The sequence below is a fragment of the Geodermatophilus sp. SYSU D00696 genome, from assembly GCF_054050235.1.
In genome coordinates this window covers 100,593-117,033 of record NZ_JBJGYY010000005.1, presented here as the reverse complement: position 1 = coordinate 117,033, position 16,441 = coordinate 100,593, and the positions used below count along the sequence as shown (strand labels likewise).

The following is a 16,441-nucleotide window of genomic DNA, read 5'->3' as shown; positions in this document are numbered from 1 at the left end:
CACCTGCCCGTCACACGGACGGTCGATACTGCGGCCATGTCGGAAGCCACCGTCGACGTCGCCGACCTCCGCCTGCCCGGGCGCGTCCCCGAGGGGAACGGCCGGGCCGACGACGCCCCGCTGCGCGAGGACATCCGGTTGCTGGGCCGGGTGCTCGGCGAGGTCATCCGCGAGCAGTCCGGCGACGACGTGCTCGACCTGGTCGAGTCCACCCGGCTGCAGGCGTTCGCGGTGCGCCGCTCGGAGGCCGACCGCGCCGGCCTCGCGCACCGCCTGGGCGACCTCGACGTGCGGGCCGCCAACCACGTCATCCGCGCGTTCAGCCACTTCTCGCTGCTGGCCAACCTCGCCGAGGACCTGCACCACGAGCGCCGCCGCCGGCACCACCGCCGCGCCGGGTCACCACCCCAGCCCGGCAGCCTGGCGGCCACCTTCGCGCTGCTCGACCGCGCCGGCCTCGACCCCGACGTCGTCGCGCGCGAGCTGGCCGGCGCGCTGGTGGTCCCGGTGGTCACCGCCCACCCCACCGAGGTGCGGCGCAAGACGATCTCCCAGGTGCAGCACCAGGTCACCGAGCTGATCCGGCAGCGCGACCGGATGGCGCCGGGCGAGGTCGACGAGGCCGCCTGGTCCGGGGCGCTGGAGCGCTCGGTGCTCACGCTCTGGCAGACGGCGCTGCTGCGGCTGTCGCGGCTGCGACTGACCGACGAGATCGACGAGGCGCTGCGCTACTACGACCTGTCGCTGTTCCGGGTGGTGCCCGAGATCAACGCCGACCTGCGCCGGGAGCTGGGCGCACGCTGGCCCGGCAGCGGCCTGCCCACCCGGCCGGTGCTGCAGCCGGGCTCGTGGATCGGCGGCGACCGCGACGGCAACCCGTTCGTCACCGCCGACGCCGTCCGCCGGGCCAGCACCCGGCACGCGGAGACGGCGCTGTCCCACCACCTCGCCGAGCTGGTCGAGCTCTACCGCGAGCTGTCGATGTCCGACCGGCTGGTGACGCCGACGCCGCAGCTGGCGCACCTGGCCGAGGCCTCCCGCGACGACTCGCCGTTCCGCGCCGACGAGCCCTACCGGCGTGCGGTCAACGGCATCCACGCCCGGCTGGCGGCCACCGCGCGGCGGGTCCTCGGGCGGGTGCCGGGCGTCCCGCCGGTCGCCGACCTGCCGCCCTACGACGACCCGGACGAGCTGCTCGCCGACCTCGCCGTCGTCGACGCCTCGCTGCGCAGCCACGGCGCCGGGGCGCTGGCCGACGACCGGCTGGCGCGGCTGCGCGACGCCGTCGAGGTCTTCGGGTTCCACCTCGCCGGGCTCGACATGCGGCAGAACTCCGCCGTCCACGAGGAGGTCGTCGCGGAGCTGCTGGCCTGGGCCGGGGTGTGCGCCGACTACGCCGCGCTCGACGAGGCGGCGCGGGTGGAGCTGCTCGCCGGTGAGCTGCGGATGCGGCGGCCGCTGGTGCGCCCGGACGCCCAGCTCTCCGAGCTCGCCCGCGGAGAGCTCGACCTGCTGGTCGCCGCGGCCGAGCAGGTGGCGCTGCTGGGTCCGCGGGCGATCCCGAACTACGTGATCAGCATGTGCGAGTCGGTCAGCGACGTGCTCGAGGTCGCCGTCCTGCTCAAGGAGGTCGGCCTGCTCGACCCCGACGGCGAGGACGGGCCCAGCTGCCCGGTCGGGATCTCGCCGCTGTTCGAGACGATCGCCGACCTGCAGGGCGCCGGCGAGACGATGACCGCCGTGCTCGCCCAGCCGCTGTACCGGGCGCTGGTGGCCGCCCGCGGCGACGCGCAGGAGGTCATGCTCGGCTACTCCGACAGCAACAAGGACGGCGGTTACCTCGCGGCGAACTGGGCGCTGTACCGGGCCGAGCTCGCGCTGGTGGACGTGGCGCGGCGGGAGGGCGTGCGGATCCGGCTGTTCCACGGCCGCGGCGGCACGGTCGGCCGCGGCGGCGGGCCCAGCTACGAGGCCATCCGCGCCCAGCCGCCCGGCGCGGTGGCCGGCGCGCTGCGGATCACCGAGCAGGGCGAGGTCATCGCGGCCAAGTACGGGGAGCCCGACCTCGCGCGGCGCAACCTCGAGGCGCTGGTCGCGGCCACCCTGGAGGCCACGCTGCTCGACGTCGAGGGCCTCGGCGACGACGCCGAGGAGGCCTACGCGCTGCTCGACGACCTCGCCGCCCGCGCGCAGGCCGCCTACCGGGCGCTGGTGCACGAGACCCCCGGCTTCGTGGACTGGTTCCGCGCCGCGACGCCGATCCGCGAGCTGGCCGAGCTCAACATCGGCAGCCGCCCGCCCTCGCGCAAGGCCGGTGACCGCATCGCCGACCTGCGGGCCATCCCGTGGGTGTTCAGCTGGTCGCAGGCGCGGATCATGCTGCCCGGCTGGTACGGCACCGGGACCGCGCTGGAGGCGTGGATCGACGGCGACCCGGCGCGCCTGGCCCGGCTGCAGGAGCTGCACCGGCGCTGGCCGTTCCTGCGCACGGTCCTGTCGAACATGGGCATGGTGCTGGCCAAGACCGACCTCGACCTCGCCGCCCGCTACGCCGGGCTGGTGCCCGACGAGGAGCTGCGGGCGCGGGTGTTCGACCAGATCACCGCCGAGCACGAGCGCACCTGCCGGGTGCTGCTGGCCGTCACCGGCGACGACCACCTGCTGGCCGACAACCCGTCGCTGGTGCGCTCGATCCGCAACCGCTTCCCCTACCTGGAGCCGCTGCACCACCTGCAGGTGGAGATGCTGCGCCGTCGCCGCACCGGCGACGACGACGAGCTGGTGCGCCGCAACATCCAGCTGACGATCAACGGGATCGCGACGGCGCTGCGGAACTCGGGCTAGAGCCCGGTCAGCGGCAGGCGGTGGCGGTCGAGCCAGGCGGCCAGCCGGTCGCCGTCCCACGGCCGGCGGCGCCGGGCGGCGGCGAGGACCAGTGCGCGGGGGAGCTCGAGGAGGGCCAGCGCGATGCCGGCGGCGCCGGCCGGGTCGCCCTCGCGCAGGTGTTCGGCGACCGCCCGGGGCCGCCGGGCGAGGAAGGCCGCCGTCCCGCGGACCGGGCGGCGGGCGTGCAGGGGCACCAGCACCTGCGCCGTGCGGGCGTAGTGCCACTCGCGCAGCAGCCCGGCCCGCGGCCCGTCCTTGCCGTGCCGGAAGCGGGTGCCGGGGACGCGCAGCAGCAGGTGCCCGGCGGCGCGCAGCCGCAGCGAGGCGTCCCGGTCCTCGTTGTAGAAGAAGTACAGCGGGTCGAACCCGCCGGCGGCGAGGAACTCCGCCCGGCGGACCAGCAGGGCGGTGCCCGGGAGGTCGTCGGCGGCGAACGGCGGGCCGGGCGGGTCGTCGTCCTCGCCGGGGCCCTCGACGGCGGGGGCCGCCCAGACCGCGCGGGGCTCGGCGTCGAGGACCTCGGCGAGCCGGTGCAGCATGCCCGGCTCCGGCTCGCCGTCGGAGTTCAGCAGGGCGACGTAGCGGCCGCGGCAGGCGTCGAGCGCGAGGTCCATGGCGCGGGCGAAGCCGAGGTTGCGCGGCGAGCGGAGCACCCGCCGGTCGGCGCCGGGGTGGTCTGCGCGCAGGTGCCGCCGCGCCGCGGCGGAGGTCTCCGGCGCGGGGTCGTTCTCCACGAGCACCGCGCGGCCGCACCAGCCCGGGCCGGTGGCCGCCACCAGCGCCGCGTGGTGGCGGGCGAGCAGCTCGGGCGGCTCGCGGTGCACGAGGAGGACGACGTCGACGTCGTCGATGCCGGTGCGCGCCGGCCGGGGCGGGGAGACGGTCACCGGGGCGCCCTACCCGGCGGGCCCCGGTGGCCTACCGTGCCGGTCAGGGGTCGGACGGCGGGGGGACCGTGACGGACACGATGCGGACGGCGGCCTCGGGGGCCGACCTGCGGGCCGCCGCGGCGCTGCTCGGCGTGAGCCCCGCGGCGCTGGCCGCCGAGCTGCTCGACCCGGGGGCCCGCCTGCTGGTCGCCGACTCCTCCGCGGCGCACCTGCGCCGGCGCTGGACCGACGAGGGCACCACCGAGGCCGTCGTCCTGCACCGGTCCACCGCGGTGACCGGCCGGGCCGCACTGCTCGCCGTCGCCTCCGCCTGGGGGTGCTCGTCGGTCCGCGACGCCGGCACCGGCCGGGTGCTCGAGGTCGCGGCCCCGCCGGAGGACGCGCCGTTGACCGAGCGCTTCGCGCACGCGGCCGCGCTCGCCGCCACCCGGGTGGAGATGGCGGTGGCGCTCGCCCGCGACACCGGGCGCGACCAGCGCAAGGACGACGGCAGCTGGTCGATCGCCGCCGACGAGGCCGCGCACGCCGCCGCGGCCGGGGTGCTGGCCCCGCTCGGCGTGCCGGTGCTGTCGGAGGAGCGGGTCGACCCGTCGGTGCGCGAGGACCAGCCCTGGATCGTGCTCGACCCGCTCGACGGCACCGGCAACTTCCGCGCCGGCCTGCCGCCGTGGGCCTTCTCCGCCGCGCTGGTCCACCGCGGGGAGGCGGTGGCCGGGCTGGTGGTCGACCTGTCGTCGGGACGGCGCTGGTGGGCGACCGCGGGCGCGGGGGCCTGGCGGGACGGGGTCCCGGCGCGGGTCCGGGAGGGCAGCACCGTCGTCGCCCCGTCGGGCCGGGTGGTGCGGGTGCCGGCGACCGCCGCGCGGGTGCGGATCACCGGCTGCACCGCCGTCGACCTGTGCCTGGTCGCCGACGGGTCGGCCGGCGCGTGGCACGACCTCGACCGCAGCGGCACGCACGTGCACGACGTCGCCGGCGCCCTGGCCGTGCTGGCCGGGGCCGGCGGGGTGGCGCTGACCGCCGACGGCGCGCCGCTACGGCTGCGGCCGGACACCGGGACGCTGATCCGCTTCGTCGCCGCGGCGTCCGACCCGGCCGCGCGGGCCCTGATCGCCGCGGTGCGGGCCTAGCGTCCGGCTGCGGCCCGCACCGCCGACAGCAGCGACTCACGCTCGTGCAGGGTGGTGCGCGCCCGGCCCCGCGTGGCGCCCAGCGCCACCTCGGCGGCGTCGATGGCCCGCCAGTCCTCCAGCAGCACCGGCTCGGCGCCGCGGGCCCGCAGCGTCTGCACCAGGTCGTCGCGGTCGCCCGAGGGGCGGATGACGCCGGCCTCGGCGTCGGCCAGCAGGGACGCGACGGTCTCGCGGGCGTCGTGCTTGTTGGTGCCGACGACGCCGGTGGGGCCGCGCTTGATCCAGCCGGCCACGTACTCGCCGGTCGAGGGGGCGCCGCCGCGGACCACCCGGCCGTCCTCGTTGGGCACGGTGCCGGTGCGCTGGTCGACCGGCAGCCCGGGCAGGCCCTCCCCGCGGTAGCCGACCGAGCGCACCACCAGGTCGGCGGGCAGCACCTCGTACTCGCCGGTGCCGGCCGCGCGGCCGTCGTCGTCGACCGTCGTCCGCTCGACCTCCACGCCGGTGACCCGGTCGGCGCCGAGCAGGCGCACCGGGCGGCGGTAGAAGCGCAACCGCAGCCGGACCCGGCCGGGCTCGGGGCGGTGGGCGGCCCACTCGCGCAGGACGGCGAGGTTGCGGCTGGCGTTGCGGTCGCCGGCGATCCGCTCCTCGGCCGCCGGGGTGAGCTCGAGGTCGGCGGGGTCGACCAGCACCGTGGCCCGGTCCAGCCCGTCGAGCTCGCGCAGCTCCATGGTGGTGAAGCTGGCGTGCGCGGGGCCGCGGCGGCCGAGCACGGTGACCTCCTCGACCGGGGCCGCGGCGAGGGTGTCGAGCACGTGCTGGGGCATGTCGGTGGGCTCGAGCTCCTGCGGGGCGCGGGCGAGCACCCGGGCGACGTCGAGGGCGACGTTGCCGACGCCGACGACGACGGCGCGGCGCACCCCGGCGAGCGCCGCCTCGACCTTCCCGCGGTCGGCGTCGGGGTGGCCGCAGTACCAGGCGACCAGGTCGGTGGCGGCGAGGCTGCCGGGCAGGTCCTCGCCGTCGATGGACAGCGGGCGGTCCAGCGCCGCGCCGTAGGTGTAGACGACGGCGTCGACGTGCGCGCGCAGGTCGTCGAGGGTGATGTCGGTGCCCACCTCGACGTTGCCGACGAAGCGCACGCCGGGGTCGTCGAGCGCCCGGTGCAGGGTGTCGCGGATGGCGCGCATCTTCGGGTGGTCGGGCGCGATGCCGTGCCGGACCAGGCCGAAAGGGGTGGGCAGCCGGTCGAGCAGGTCGACGGTCACCGGGACCGGCGCACGGCGGGTCAGGGCCTCCGCGGTGTAGATGCCGGCCGGGCCGGCGCCCACCACGGCCACCCGCAGCGGCCGGTCGACTTCCGGAGCACTCTCGTCCGCCACGACTGGGATCCTGGCCCGGCGGGGTAGTGGTGCGCCAGATCACCGTCCACAACACACCGCACCACCGGAGGGGACCGCCCGTGTCCGTCGTCGTCGTCGCCACCATCAGCCCCAAGCCCGAGCACGCCGACGAGGTCCGCCAGGCCGTCCTCGACACCGTGCCGCGGGTGCACGAGGAGCCCGGCTGCGAGCGCTACTCGCTGCACGAGGGCCGCGACGGCGCGCTCGTGATGGTGGAGAAGTGGGAGAGCCCGGAGGCGCTGGCCGCGCACGGGAAGGCCGAGCCGCTCAGCGCGCTGTCGGGGCGGCTCGAGGGCAAGCTGACCGAGCGGCCGTCGGTCACCGTCCTCGACGCGGTGCCCGCCGGCGACCCCGCCAAGGGCGCCCTCTGACGCCTGCCTCCTCCGTCGAGATCACGTGATCTCGACGCCGTGAGCCGTCCTGGGCGCCGAGATCACGTGATCTCGGCAGGCGCTCACACGGCCTGGCAGACGGGGCACCAGTAGAGGTTGCGGCCGACCATCTCCTCGGTCCGCACCTCGGTGGCGCAGATCCGGCAGGGCAGGCCGGTGCGCCGGTACACGTAGTGCGCGTCCTCGCGGCGCACCGCGCCCGACCGGCGGGAGCGGTCGGCCGGGTGCGTCGTGACGATCCGGCCCATCCGGACTCCGGCGCGCATGAGCACGACCAGGTCGTCCCAGAGCGCCTGCCACTCCTGCTCGCCGACGTCGCGGCCCGGGCGGAACGGCGAGATGCGGTGCCGGAAGAGGATCTCGGCGCGGTAGACGTTGCCGACCCCGGCCAGCACCGACTGGTCCATCAGCAGCGCGCCGACCGCCGTCCGGCTGCGGCCCACCCGCGCGTGCGACAGCGGCCCGCCGCGGCGGGTGCGCAGCGGGTCGGGGCCGAGCCGGTCGAGGATCGCGTCGACCTCGGGCTGGGTGAGGACGTCGCAGGTCGTGGCGCCGCGCAGGTCGGTCCACACGCCCTCGCCCTTCGGCCCGTCGGCCGTCCAGCGCATGCGCAGCGCCCCGCGCGGGGGCGGCGGGTCGCCGGGCCCGGTGGTGTAGGTGCCGTACAGGCCCAGGTGCACGTGCAGGACGTGCCCGCCGAAGTCGGCGAACAGGTGCTTGCCGTAGCTGGTGACCTCCTCGAGCACGCGGCCGTCGAGCAGCGCGGCCCCGGCGGCGAAGCGGCCCTGCGGGCTGGTCACGTGCACCGGGCGGCCGGCGAACAGCTCCGACTGCTCCCGCGCCAGCCGGAACAGGGTGTGGCCCTCAGGCACCGCGCACCGCCTGGTACCGGGCCAGCGCCACCTGGCGCTCCTCGGCGTGGTCGACGACCGGCGCGGGATAGCCCTCGGGGGGCCCGCCGGGCATGGTCCACGGCTCGTGCACGTACCGGTCGGGGACCTCGCGCAGCTCGGGCACCCAGCGCCGCACGTAGACGCCGTCGGGGTCGAACTGCTGGCCCTGCCGGGTCGGGTTGAACACCCGGTAGTACGGCGAGGGGTCGGTGCCGGTGCCGGCCACCCACTGCCAGCCGTGGTGGTTGCTCGCGAGGTCGCCGTCGACGAGGTGGTCGAGGAAGTAGCGGGCGCCGCGCCGCCAGTCGATGTGCAGGTCCTTGACCAGGAACGACGCCACGACCATCCGCACCCGGTTGTGCACGTAGGCCTCGCCGTGCAGCTGCCGCATCCCGGCGTCGACGATCGGGTAGCCGGTGCGGCCCTGCGCCCAGGCGGCGAAGTGCTCGTCGGCCACCGGGCCGGTGTCGTACTGCATGCGTGCCATCTGGGGGTTGAACGGCTCGCGGGCGGTCTCGGGGCGGTGCCAGAGGACGTCGGCGTAGAAGTCCCGCCAGACCAGCTCGCCGACGAACTTGTCCACGGCCTCGGCGTGCTCCTGCCCGAGCTGCTGCGCCTCGGCGACCAGCGTGCGCGGGTGCACGGTGCCGTACTTCAGGTGCGCCGAGAGCCGGCTGGTGCCGTCGGAGCCGGGGGTGTTGCGGCCGGCGGCGTAGCCGAGCAGCCGCTGGTCGCGGAACAGCGCCCACGCGTCCCGGCCGGCCCGCTCCCCGGCCGGGGGCAGCACGGTGCCCTCGAGGTCCTGCGCGGGCGGCAGGTCCCCGGTGGGGACGCCGTCGGCCCAGGCGACGTCGTCCGGCCGGGGTGCGGGGGAGTGCAGCCCGCGGGCGCGCCAGGCGCGGGCGAAGGGCGAGTAGACCCTGAACGGCGTGCCGTCGTCCTTGGTCAGCCGGCCGGGGGTGACGCCGTAGGGCGAGCCGGTGCGCACGAACGGGACCGCGCCGAGCGCCTGCTCGACGGCGGCGTCGCGGGCGCGGCCGTAGACGCCGGCGTCCGCGGACACGTGCACGCTCGCCGCGGCGGTCTCGCGGACCAGGTCGGGCAGCACCCGCGCCGGGTCGCCCGGGCGGACGACCAGCGCCCCGCCGGTCTGCTCGCGCAGGTCGGCCAGACAGCCGCGCAGGAACTCCCGCCGCGGCCGGCCCGAGGTCTCCCACAGCCGCGGGTCGACGACGAAGACGGGCACCACGGTCCCGCCGGCGCCAGCGGCGTCGATCGCGGCCAGCAGCGCCGGGTGGTCGGTGAGCCGGAGGTCGCGGCGGAACCAGAGGAGTGCTGTCGGCACCCGCGCCAGGTTATGTCTCCCGGCACGGGACCGCAGGTCAGCGCCCGGTCAGCGGTCGGCGGTGGCCAGCCCGAACTGGGGCTTGTCCTCGTCGGCGACCAGGTCCAGCGTGTCCGGGTGCTGCTGGATGTAGTGGCGCACGAAGGAGCAGTAGGGGAGGACGGTCAGTCCCCGCTCGCGGGCGGCGTCGAGGACCCCCCGCACCAGGGCCTTGCCGAGCCCCTGGCCGCCCATCGCGGGGTCCACCTCGGTGTGCGGCAGGGCCATCGTGCCGTTCTCGACGTGGTAGCTGGCCAGCCCGACGACGCGCTCGCCGACCCGCACCTCGAAGCGTCCCCGTTCCGGGACGTCGACCACCGTGGTCTCCATCGTGCTGTGCCACCTCCGCATCGCCCCGGCGCCGTTGCCGGAGTCACGTCGTGCATCTGGAACGGTAACGCCTCGGAGCCGCCAGGGTTTCCCTCGTCGGGGTGTCCCGCCGGCGGGTCGCCTCTGGCGGTCAGGGCCGGGGGTCGGTGCGCGTCCACCTGCGCTCGTCCCGGCGGCCGCCCAGCCCGGCGCGGCAGCGCCGGCAGACCGCCTGCACCTCCTCCGCGTGCCGGCCCGACTCCGGCTGCACGTCGGCCCAGCTCACGTGCGGGAAGCGGGTGAGCCGCGACCGCGACAGGGACAGCCCGCAGACGGTCTCGTTGCGTCCCCGCTCCCACGCGTGGACCTCGCCCGAGGGGTAGCGGATGCCGTCGTCGGGGTCGGTCCACTGACCGGCGGCCGCGACCGCCGCGTTGCGCGTCGCCATGGACGGTCCATACCCGTGCCGGGCTCCGGTCGTCAGCCGGCCGCGCCGTCCGTGCCGGACGACGGTCGGGCGACGGACGGTGACCCGGTCCTCCGAACTGCGTGCCGACCGGACAATGGCGCGACGAGATCGCAATTGCGCGGCGAGATCGACGAGTGACCCGTCGTGACGGGAATGGTCGATCGGGGACCAAGGACCCTGTTGATACGCATGGGACAAAAGCGGAGTCGGTGTCACGGGGGAAACGGGGAGAACGGGGATGGGGATGCGACGCGCATTCACGATCGGTGTCCTGGCGGCTGCATTCGTCGGATCGGGTGCGGCTCCCGCACTGGCGCACGGCGGTGCCGACGAAGTCGATGACGCCGGATTCGTACCGGTCGAGGAGGTCATCCCCGACTACTACGCCCCCGTCTCGTTCCAAGCGTGCGACAGCACCGTCACGCTGGAGAGCGGGGACGTGCGGGAGGTGGAGGTGCGGGTGACGGAGAACCCGGACGGCACGACGACGACGGAGTTCCGCGGCGCCTGGACCGTCGACCTCACCCGTGCCGACGGTGCGGTGATCGACGAGCTGGACATCTCGGGGCCGGGGGTCGAGGTCGCCGGCCCGACCGGAGTGACCGTCACCCTCGGGGGACCGTCGGTGCTGTTCCCGATCGACGAGGTCCAGCAGGCCGCGTGGGACGCCGCGGGCCTGCCGGAGGGGGACCTGGCCTACTTCAGGAAGGGTGAGGCCGAGGTGCGGGTGACCGTGGACGTCGAGGGTGTCCCGGTGTCCGAGGAATGGGTGCGACTGGACGCGCGGATCGTCGACCTGTGCCGCTGGTTCGACCGCGGGAATGCGTGGCACCACCACGGGGGCCACGGACGCGGATGGGGAGCGCGCTGATCCCCGGCGGATCCTGACCCGCCGTCCCCGGCCCCCACGGGACCGGGGGCGGCGCCATTCCGCCCGGTTCCCGCACCGCTCGGCGGAATGGTCCGATGGTGCCCCCGGCAGGATTCGAACCTGCGACACACGGTTTAGGAAACCGATGCTCTATCCCCTGAGCTACGGGGGCTCGCCGGCCGGGCGGCCGGGCGGGGGTGCCGATCGAGGCTACCGGGCGACCGGAGGGGCTCCACGCGGCGTCCCCGGTGGCTACCGTCGGAGCGTGCTGCTCGCGGTGGTCGAGATCGTGGTGCTGCTGGTGGTGCTCGGCCTGCTGCTGTCCCGGCTCGGCGTGCTGTCCGCGGAGCCGCGGGACCGGCGGCCGGCGCCGGTCCGGGCGGCCTGGGCGCCGGCGCACGACGAGGTCGACGGCCGGACCCGGGTGCTGCTGCGGCGTGCCCGTACCGGCCCCGACGGGCTGCCGGTCGTGCTCGAGGACCGGGTGTTCACCACCTTCCCGGCCGACGACCCCGCCTGGGAGACCCGCTTCACCGAGGCGATGGCCGACGCCCGGTTCCGGTGCGGGTACCTGAACGCCGAGGAGCAGCGCTGACCTCCGCCAGCAGGTCGGCGTCCGCCTGCCGGGCCGCCTCCTCGACCAGGCGCACGATCGTCCGCGGCCGGTCGGACTGGGGCGCGTGGCCGGCCCACAGCAGCGGGACGAACCGGGAGCCCGGCACCAGCGGCAGGTAGCGCACCGTCTGCCCCGAGGCGATCCAGTCGGCCACGCCCTGGACGAGGGTGACCGGGCAGTCGATGCGGTCCATGCCCCGCGGGACGTCCACCAGCAGGGCCCACAGCAGCGTCCGCCAGTAGTCACGGGAGTCGGCGAAACCCTCCCGCGCGCCGACGGCCTCGTCGGGAGAGGTCGACCACGGGCGCGCCTTGAGCGGCGCGAGCAGCGCGGCCCGGCCCAGGGCCGAGCGGGACAGGGGGCTCACCAGCGGCGCGCCGACGCGCATGACGACCCGCGCCAGCGCCATCCCGCTGCCCTGGAAGACCCGCTCCGGCGGCAGGTCCAGGCCCGACGGCGCGATCGCGACCACCGACCGCGCGCGGCCCCGGCGGGCCAGTTCCAGCGCGACCCGGGCGCCCAGCGAGTTGCCCAGGACGTGCACCCGGGCGAGGCCCTCGACGTCCAGGGTCCGCTCGACGGCGTCGGTGATCGCGGCGACGGTCGGGCGCCTCTCCAGAGCCGGTGACCGGCCCACCCCGGGCAGGTCGGCGTCGATCACCTCGAAGCGGTCGGTGAGCAGCGGGAGGACGGCGGCGAAGTCCCGCCGTGAGCTGCCCATGCCGTGCAGGAGCAGCAGGGGCTCGCCCGAGCCGGTGCGGGTGTACGAGAGCGGTGCGTCCATCCCCTCCTGGGTACCCGGCGGGCCGCGAACCGGCCGATGACGCTGGTCACGTCCCCGGCCCAGCGGCGGGGCACCGGGGGCGCAGGCAGGATGGGTGGCATGGGACAGGTCGTGGCCACTGCCGAGCGCGTCGTCGCCGCCCCCGCCGACCGGGTCCGCGTGGCCCTGGCCGACTACGCCGGCACCCGGCCGCGGGTGCTGCCCGAGCAGTTCAGCGACTACCGCGTCGAGGCCGGCGGGCAGGGCTCGGGCACCCGCGTGCACTGGCGGTTCGCCGCGACGTCGAAGCGGGTGCGCGAGCAGGACGTCGAGGTCAGCGAGCCCGACGGCACCCTCGTCGAGCGCGACACCCGCTCGTCGATGGTGACCACCTGGACCGTCACCCCGGCCGACCCGGGACGCAGCACCGTGCGGGTGCGCACCACCTGGGACGGCGCGAGCGGCGTCGGCGGGTTCTTCGAGCGGACCTTCGCGCCCCGGGGCCTGCACCGCGTCTACACCGACCTGCTGGGACGGCTCGAGCGCGAGCTGGGCGGCACCACGGTCTGACGACCGCGGCGCGGCGTGCCGTCGAGGTGGACGATGGTCCGGTGACCGCCGCCCTCCCCGCCGTCGAGAACCCGGCGGCCCTCGACGAGCTGACCGGCCTGGTCGCCGACGGCGACGTCCTCGTCCTCTCCGGTGCCGGCCTCTCCACCGACTCCGGCATCCCCGACTACCGCGGCGCCACCGGCTCGCTGCGCCGGCACACGCCGATGACCTGGCAGACCTTCCGCCGCGACCCGCGCGGCCGGCACCGCTACTGGGCGCGCAGCTTCGTCGGCTGGCCGCAGGTCGCCGGCGCGCGGCCCAACGCCGGGCACTCCGCCGTCGCCCGGCTGCAGCGCGCGGGCCTCGTCGGCGGCGTGGTCACCCAGAACGTCGACGGGCTGCACCAGGCCGCCGGCGCCCGCGACGTCGTCGAGCTGCACGGCGGCCTCGACCGCACCGTCTGCCTGGCCTGCGGCGACGTCGCCCCGCGGGCGGAGCTGCACCGGCGGCTGCGGGCGGCCAACCCGGCCTTCGGCCCGCGCCCCGGCGAGGTGAACCCCGACGGCGACGCCGAGCTGCCCGACGAGGTGCTCGACGGCTTCGTGATGGTCGACTGCCGCGCCTGCGGGACCGGCCCGCTCAAGCCCGACGTCGTCTTCTTCGGCGAGACCGTGCCCCGCGACCGGGTGGACACCTGCTTCCGGATGCTCGAGGGGTCCGCCGGCCTGCTCGTCCTCGGCTCCTCGCTGACGGTCATGAGCGGCTACCGGTTCGTGCTGCGCGCCGCCGAGCTCGGCATCCCGGTGGGCGTGGTCAACCTCGGGCCCACCCGCGGCGACGCCAAGGTCGACGTCAAGGTCGACGCCCCGCTCGGCGCGGTGCTGCCCGAGCTGGCCCGCCGCTGCGGGGCATGAGCCGAGAAGTCTCCCGCACCGCCGACGGCCGGTGGGTCGTCGTCGACGGGCGGCGGTGGCGGACGGCGGACCCGGCGCTCCCCGACGACGTCCGCGCCCGCCTCCTCTCGCACCTGGGCGCGGCCCGCGCGGCGGTCCGGACGGCGCCCGACGAGGCAGCGCGGCGCGCCGCCCGCGACCGCGTGCAGCTGGCCAAGACCGGCCTGGGGGAGCGCGGCCCGGCCTGGTGGGACCAGGACGACGACGCCCGCCGCGCCCGCTGGGAGGCCGCCCTGCAGGCCCTCGGCGGTTGACCCCACACCCGCCCGGGAAGGAGCAGCGCCGATGCAGACCTTCCTGCCGGTGGCCGACTTCGCGGAGAGCGCGCGGCTGCTGGACTCACCGCGGCTGGGCAAGCAGCGCGTGGAGACGCTGCAGGTCCTTCGCGCCCTCGAGCTGCCCGACTACGGCTGGGCCTCGCACCCGGTCGTGCACATGTGGCGCGGGCGCACGGCGGCGCTGGTGGTCTACGGCCTGGCGATGGTCCGGGTGTGGCGGGAGCGCGGGTTCGCCGACAGCACGCAGACGCTGATCGCCGAGTTCGCCCCGGAGGTCGCCGACGCCCCGCAGGAGGAGCTGGCCCGCGCCGGCCTGCTGCCCTCCTGGGTGGGCGACGAGGCGCTGCACCTGTCCCACCGGTCGAACCTGCTGGCCAAGGACCCGGACTTCTACCGGCCGCTGTTCCAGCCGCTCTTCGGCGCCGAGCCCGACGACCTGCCCTACGTGTGGCCCGGCCCCGATGACCTCCCGCCCGCGCCCGGGCCCGAGGGCACCCGGGTGTGGGTGGTGCGGCCGCGGGCGCACAACGAGCTCGGCGCGTGCCTGGCGGCCGGCGTCGTGGGGCTGGGCACCCAGTCGGGGGTCGACGTCGACGCGACCGGGCTCTCCCCGGTCGAGCTGCGCGCGCTGGCCAAGGAGCTCTCCGGGCGGCGGCCGTCGAAGGACCTGCGGCAGCTGTCGGCCTTCCTCGACGAGCTCCGGCCGGGCGACCCCGTGGCGCTGCCGGTCGAGCAGGGCGCCGGGCTGCTGGTCGGCGAGGTGCTCGGCGACTACCTGTTCGACGGCCGCGAACTGCTGCCGCACCGCCGCCCGGCCCGGTGGGACCGCGTCGTCCCCCGGGCCGCCGCCCGCCCGCCCGCGACGCTGCAGGACCCGCGTGCGCTGTTCTCCGTCGTCGTCGACCCCGACGTGCTGCCACCGTCCTCGGCCGGTGTCACCTACCGGGAGCCCGCGCTGCCGCTCGTGTGACGAAGGACCCTCCTGCCCCCCACCGCTCGCAGGCTCGCGCCGGGCCCCTGCAGGAGGGCCACCTGAGACGTCACGAGTGGCTGCTCCCCACGACGCTGGTCCACGCCTGCGCGTGCAGCCGGCGCAGCTCCAGCCACGGCGCGAGCTCGGCGTCGGACGGCCCGCCCATCGCGTCGAGCGCCGCGCGGCCGTCGAGCCGGGAGGTGAGGCGCAGGCAGGCGAGGTCCCAGGCGACCGGGCCGGCGCAGGTGTCCTCCAGGTCGGCCCACCGCCACCCGGCGGGCGTGGCGAGCAGGTTGCCCGGGTGCGCGTCGCCGTGCACGACCCGCACCGGCCCGCCCAGGTGCGGCAGCACCCGCTCGACCTCCTCGGCCATTTGTGCGCGCACGGCGGCCGGGACGCCCCAGTCGCCGGCGCGCGCGGTGAAGGCGGCCAGGTCGTCGAGCGGGGTGTCCAGCGGCGTCCCGGTCACCGGCAGGCCGGCCAGCACCTCGTGCAGGCCGGTGAGCGCGGCGGCCACCTCCGCCGGCGAGGGCGTCGCAGGGAGGACCTCGACGAGCGTCCAGAACGACAGCGTCAGGCCGCCGTGCTCGTGCGGGCCCGGCGGCAGCAGGTCGCTGGGCGGGACGACGGCGGCGCCGGCCGCCGCCAGCGCCGTCGCGACGGCGACCTCGCGGCCGAACGGGCGCCGCGGGTCGGGGCGCAGCCGCGGGGTCAGCGTGGCGACGCGCGCGACCACCGGCGCCGGTGCCAGGTGCACGACGGCGTTGACGCCGTCGTGCAGCACCCGCGGCTCGCGCACCCGGAGCCCGTGCGCGGCGGCCACCGCGGTGGCCGCCGCCACCGCGCGCCGGGAGCGCCCGCTCACGCCCCCGGCAGCGGGACGTTCTGCAGGCGGACCTGGCCCCGCGCGACGAGTTTGCCGTCCTCGGCGCGGGTGAGCAGCACCTGCCACAGCTGCAGGGTGCGGCCCTGCTGGACCGGCTCGGCGACGACGTCGACCCGGCCGGCGGTCACCGGCCGCAGGAAGTCGGTGCTGTTGTTCACCCCGACGGCGAACTGGCCGCGCTCGGCGACGGCGACGCTGGCCCCGATCGACGCCGCCGACTCGATCACCGCGCAGTAGACCCCGCCGTGCACCACGCCCCACGGCGTGTGGTGGTCGGGCCCGAGTTCGACGGTGCCGGTGACCCGGGTGCCGCTCGCCTCGGCGACGTCGAACCCGGTGGCGGCGACGAAGGCGCTGGCGGCGGCCCGGTCGACGGCGGGCAGGTCGGCGCTCACGCGTCCCACACCAGGCAGAAGGGGTGGCCGACCGGGTCGGCGTAGACGCGGAAGTCCCCGCCCTCGCCCGGCAGCCGCCGCGCCCCGAGGGCGAGCGCCCGCGGCTCGGCCTCGTCGACGTCGGCGACCCGCACGTCGAGGTGGAACTGCTGCGGCCGCGCCGGGTCGGGCCAGTCGGGCGGGACCAGGTCGGGGGCCTGCTGGAAGGCCAGCCGGTACCCCTGGCCGGTCACCACGACCCAGTCGTCGCCCGGGCCGCCCTTGCTCACCTCCATCCCGAGCAGGTCGGCGTAGAAGGTGGCGAGGGCGTGCGCGTCGGGCGCGTCGATGACGACGGAGTGCAGCTGGCCGATCATGCGGCCCATCCTGGCCGCCGCCGGGCCCGCGCACCC

19 protein-coding genes and 1 tRNA gene are annotated in these 16,441 nt (G+C 76.6%); 9 read left to right on the top strand and 11 right to left on the bottom strand.

Features of this window, described 5'->3' with window-relative positions; all coding sequences use genetic code 11:
- The first annotated feature begins 36 nt into the window (after positions 1-36).
- Positions 37-2,844 carry a phosphoenolpyruvate carboxylase gene (gene ppc, locus ACI79O_RS05315; RefSeq protein ID WP_456913518.1) on the top strand — a complete coding sequence of 936 codons (2,808 nt, stop codon included), beginning with the start codon at positions 37-39 and terminating at the stop codon, positions 2,842-2,844.
- Here the strand turns inward: ppc and ACI79O_RS05310 are convergent.
- A complete protein-coding gene (locus ACI79O_RS05310) occupies positions 2,841-3,773 on the bottom strand; it encodes a glycosyltransferase (protein ID WP_456887393.1) in 933 nt (310 codons plus the stop codon). The genes ppc and ACI79O_RS05310 overlap by 4 nt on opposite strands.
- Before the next feature lie 68 nt (positions 3,774-3,841).
- Between ACI79O_RS05310 and ACI79O_RS05305 the strand changes: the two genes are divergently transcribed.
- Positions 3,842-4,906 (top strand): inositol monophosphatase family protein, encoded by a 1,065-nt coding sequence (locus ACI79O_RS05305; RefSeq protein WP_456887392.1) that lies wholly within the window; start codon positions 3,842-3,844, stop codon positions 4,904-4,906.
- On the opposite strand, the gene ACI79O_RS05300 is transcribed toward ACI79O_RS05305, so the two are convergent.
- Positions 4,903-6,294 (bottom strand): FAD-dependent oxidoreductase, encoded by a 1,392-nt coding sequence (locus ACI79O_RS05300; protein ID WP_456887391.1) that lies wholly within the window; start codon positions 6,292-6,294, stop codon positions 4,903-4,905. The two genes, ACI79O_RS05305 and ACI79O_RS05300, sit on opposite strands and share 4 nt — an antisense overlap.
- An 80-nt stretch (positions 6,295-6,374) precedes the next feature.
- Here ACI79O_RS05300 and ACI79O_RS05295 point away from each other — a divergent pair, with 80 nt between their 5' ends.
- Complete coding sequence (locus ACI79O_RS05295) at positions 6,375-6,686, top strand: putative quinol monooxygenase (RefSeq protein ID WP_456887390.1); 312 nt, start codon at positions 6,375-6,377, stop codon at positions 6,684-6,686.
- 83 nt (positions 6,687-6,769) lie between these two features.
- Here the strand turns inward: ACI79O_RS05295 and ACI79O_RS05290 are convergent, their stop codons facing one another.
- From ACI79O_RS05290 to ACI79O_RS05275, 4 genes are all read right to left on the bottom strand, one after another.
- A complete protein-coding gene (locus tag ACI79O_RS05290) occupies positions 6,770-7,579 on the bottom strand; it encodes an Fpg/Nei family DNA glycosylase (RefSeq protein WP_456887389.1) in 810 nt (269 codons plus the stop codon).
- Positions 7,572-8,945 carry a cryptochrome/photolyase family protein gene (locus tag ACI79O_RS05285; RefSeq protein WP_456913517.1) on the bottom strand — a complete coding sequence of 458 codons (1,374 nt, stop codon included), beginning with the start codon at positions 8,943-8,945 and terminating at the stop codon, positions 7,572-7,574. The genes ACI79O_RS05290 and ACI79O_RS05285 overlap by 8 nt, the downstream gene beginning before the upstream one ends.
- A 48-nt stretch (positions 8,946-8,993) precedes the next feature.
- On the bottom strand, positions 8,994-9,314 hold the full coding sequence (locus tag ACI79O_RS05280) for a GNAT family N-acetyltransferase (RefSeq protein ID WP_456887387.1): 321 nt from the start codon (positions 9,312-9,314) through the stop codon (positions 8,994-8,996).
- Positions 9,315-9,444: 130 nt separating this feature from the next.
- A complete protein-coding gene (locus ACI79O_RS05275; protein WP_456874947.1) occupies positions 9,445-9,741 on the bottom strand; it encodes a hypothetical protein in 297 nt (98 codons plus the stop codon).
- Between the two features lie 265 nt (positions 9,742-10,006).
- Between ACI79O_RS05275 and ACI79O_RS05270 the strand changes: the two genes are divergently transcribed.
- Complete coding sequence (locus ACI79O_RS05270; protein WP_456913516.1) at positions 10,007-10,633, top strand: hypothetical protein; 627 nt, start codon at positions 10,007-10,009, stop codon at positions 10,631-10,633.
- A gap of 96 nt (positions 10,634-10,729) precedes the next feature.
- Here ACI79O_RS05270 and ACI79O_RS05265 read toward each other — a convergent pair.
- A tRNA-Arg gene (locus tag ACI79O_RS05265) sits at positions 10,730-10,805 on the bottom strand.
- A gap of 93 nt (positions 10,806-10,898) precedes the next feature.
- On the opposite strand from ACI79O_RS05265, the gene ACI79O_RS05260 reads away from it, so the two are divergent.
- Positions 10,899-11,228, top strand: a complete 330-nt coding sequence (locus tag ACI79O_RS05260; RefSeq protein ID WP_456913515.1) for a hypothetical protein — start codon at positions 10,899-10,901, stop codon at positions 11,226-11,228.
- Here ACI79O_RS05260 and ACI79O_RS05255 read toward each other — a convergent pair.
- Positions 11,164-12,033 (bottom strand): alpha/beta fold hydrolase, encoded by an 870-nt coding sequence (locus tag ACI79O_RS05255; RefSeq protein WP_456913514.1) that lies wholly within the window; start codon positions 12,031-12,033, stop codon positions 11,164-11,166. The genes ACI79O_RS05260 and ACI79O_RS05255 overlap by 65 nt on opposite strands.
- Before the next feature lie 99 nt (positions 12,034-12,132).
- Here ACI79O_RS05255 and ACI79O_RS05250 point away from each other — a divergent pair, with 99 nt between their 5' ends.
- Genes ACI79O_RS05250 through ACI79O_RS05235 form a run of 4 tightly spaced genes read left to right on the top strand, consistent with a single transcriptional unit; the run spans position 12,133 to position 14,765 of the window.
- Positions 12,133-12,582, top strand: a complete 450-nt coding sequence (locus ACI79O_RS05250; protein WP_456913513.1) for an SRPBCC family protein — start codon at positions 12,133-12,135, stop codon at positions 12,580-12,582.
- 41 nt (positions 12,583-12,623) lie between these two features.
- Positions 12,624-13,478, top strand: coding sequence for an NAD-dependent protein deacetylase (locus ACI79O_RS05245; protein ID WP_456913512.1), 855 nt, complete (start codon positions 12,624-12,626; stop codon positions 13,476-13,478).
- Entirely contained in the window at positions 13,475-13,771 is a 297-nt protein-coding gene (locus tag ACI79O_RS05240) for a biopolymer transporter Tol (protein WP_456887381.1), read from the top strand. Before ACI79O_RS05245 ends, ACI79O_RS05240 begins: the two co-directional genes overlap by 4 nt.
- 31 nt (positions 13,772-13,802) lie before the next feature.
- Complete coding sequence (locus ACI79O_RS05235) at positions 13,803-14,765, top strand: MSMEG_6728 family protein (RefSeq protein ID WP_456913511.1); 963 nt, start codon at positions 13,803-13,805, stop codon at positions 14,763-14,765.
- Positions 14,766-14,835: 70 nt separating this feature from the next.
- On the opposite strand, the gene ACI79O_RS05230 is transcribed toward ACI79O_RS05235, so the two are convergent.
- Genes ACI79O_RS05230 through ACI79O_RS05220 form a run of 3 tightly spaced genes read right to left on the bottom strand, consistent with a single transcriptional unit; the run spans position 14,836 to position 16,405 of the window.
- A complete protein-coding gene (locus ACI79O_RS05230) occupies positions 14,836-15,633 on the bottom strand; it encodes a phosphotransferase family protein (protein ID WP_456887379.1) in 798 nt (265 codons plus the stop codon).
- A complete protein-coding gene (locus ACI79O_RS05225; RefSeq protein WP_456887378.1) occupies positions 15,630-16,049 on the bottom strand; it encodes a PaaI family thioesterase in 420 nt (139 codons plus the stop codon). The genes ACI79O_RS05230 and ACI79O_RS05225 overlap by 4 nt, the downstream gene beginning before the upstream one ends.
- Positions 16,046-16,405: a VOC family protein gene (locus tag ACI79O_RS05220; protein ID WP_456913510.1), complete on the bottom strand. Its 360-nt coding sequence runs from the start codon at positions 16,403-16,405 to the stop codon at positions 16,046-16,048. Before ACI79O_RS05220 ends, ACI79O_RS05225 begins: the two co-directional genes overlap by 4 nt.
- Positions 16,406-16,441 lie beyond the last annotated feature (36 nt).

Excerpts from the sequence above, each read along its gene's own strand:
- ppc (WP_456913518.1), top strand. The coding sequence starts at position 37 with ATGTCGGAAGCCACCGTCGACGTCGCCGACCTCCGCCTGCCCGGGCGC.
- ACI79O_RS05255 (WP_456913514.1), bottom strand. The coding sequence starts at position 12,033 with ATGGACGCACCGCTCTCGTACACCCGCACCGGCTCGGGCGAGCCCCTG.
- ACI79O_RS05235 (WP_456913511.1), top strand. The coding sequence starts at position 13,803 with ATGCAGACCTTCCTGCCGGTGGCCGACTTCGCGGAGAGCGCGCGGCTG.
- ACI79O_RS05280 (WP_456887387.1), bottom strand. The coding sequence starts at position 9,314 with ATGGAGACCACGGTGGTCGACGTCCCGGAACGGGGACGCTTCGAGGTG.
- ACI79O_RS05220 (WP_456913510.1), bottom strand. The coding sequence starts at position 16,405 with ATGATCGGCCAGCTGCACTCCGTCGTCATCGACGCGCCCGACGCGCAC.
- ACI79O_RS05240 (WP_456887381.1), top strand. The coding sequence starts at position 13,475 with ATGAGCCGAGAAGTCTCCCGCACCGCCGACGGCCGGTGGGTCGTCGTC.
- ACI79O_RS05250 (WP_456913513.1), top strand. The coding sequence starts at position 12,133 with ATGGGACAGGTCGTGGCCACTGCCGAGCGCGTCGTCGCCGCCCCCGCC.
- ACI79O_RS05275 (WP_456874947.1), bottom strand. The coding sequence starts at position 9,741 with ATGGCGACGCGCAACGCGGCGGTCGCGGCCGCCGGTCAGTGGACCGAC.
- ACI79O_RS05270 (WP_456913516.1), top strand. The coding sequence starts at position 10,007 with ATGCGACGCGCATTCACGATCGGTGTCCTGGCGGCTGCATTCGTCGGA.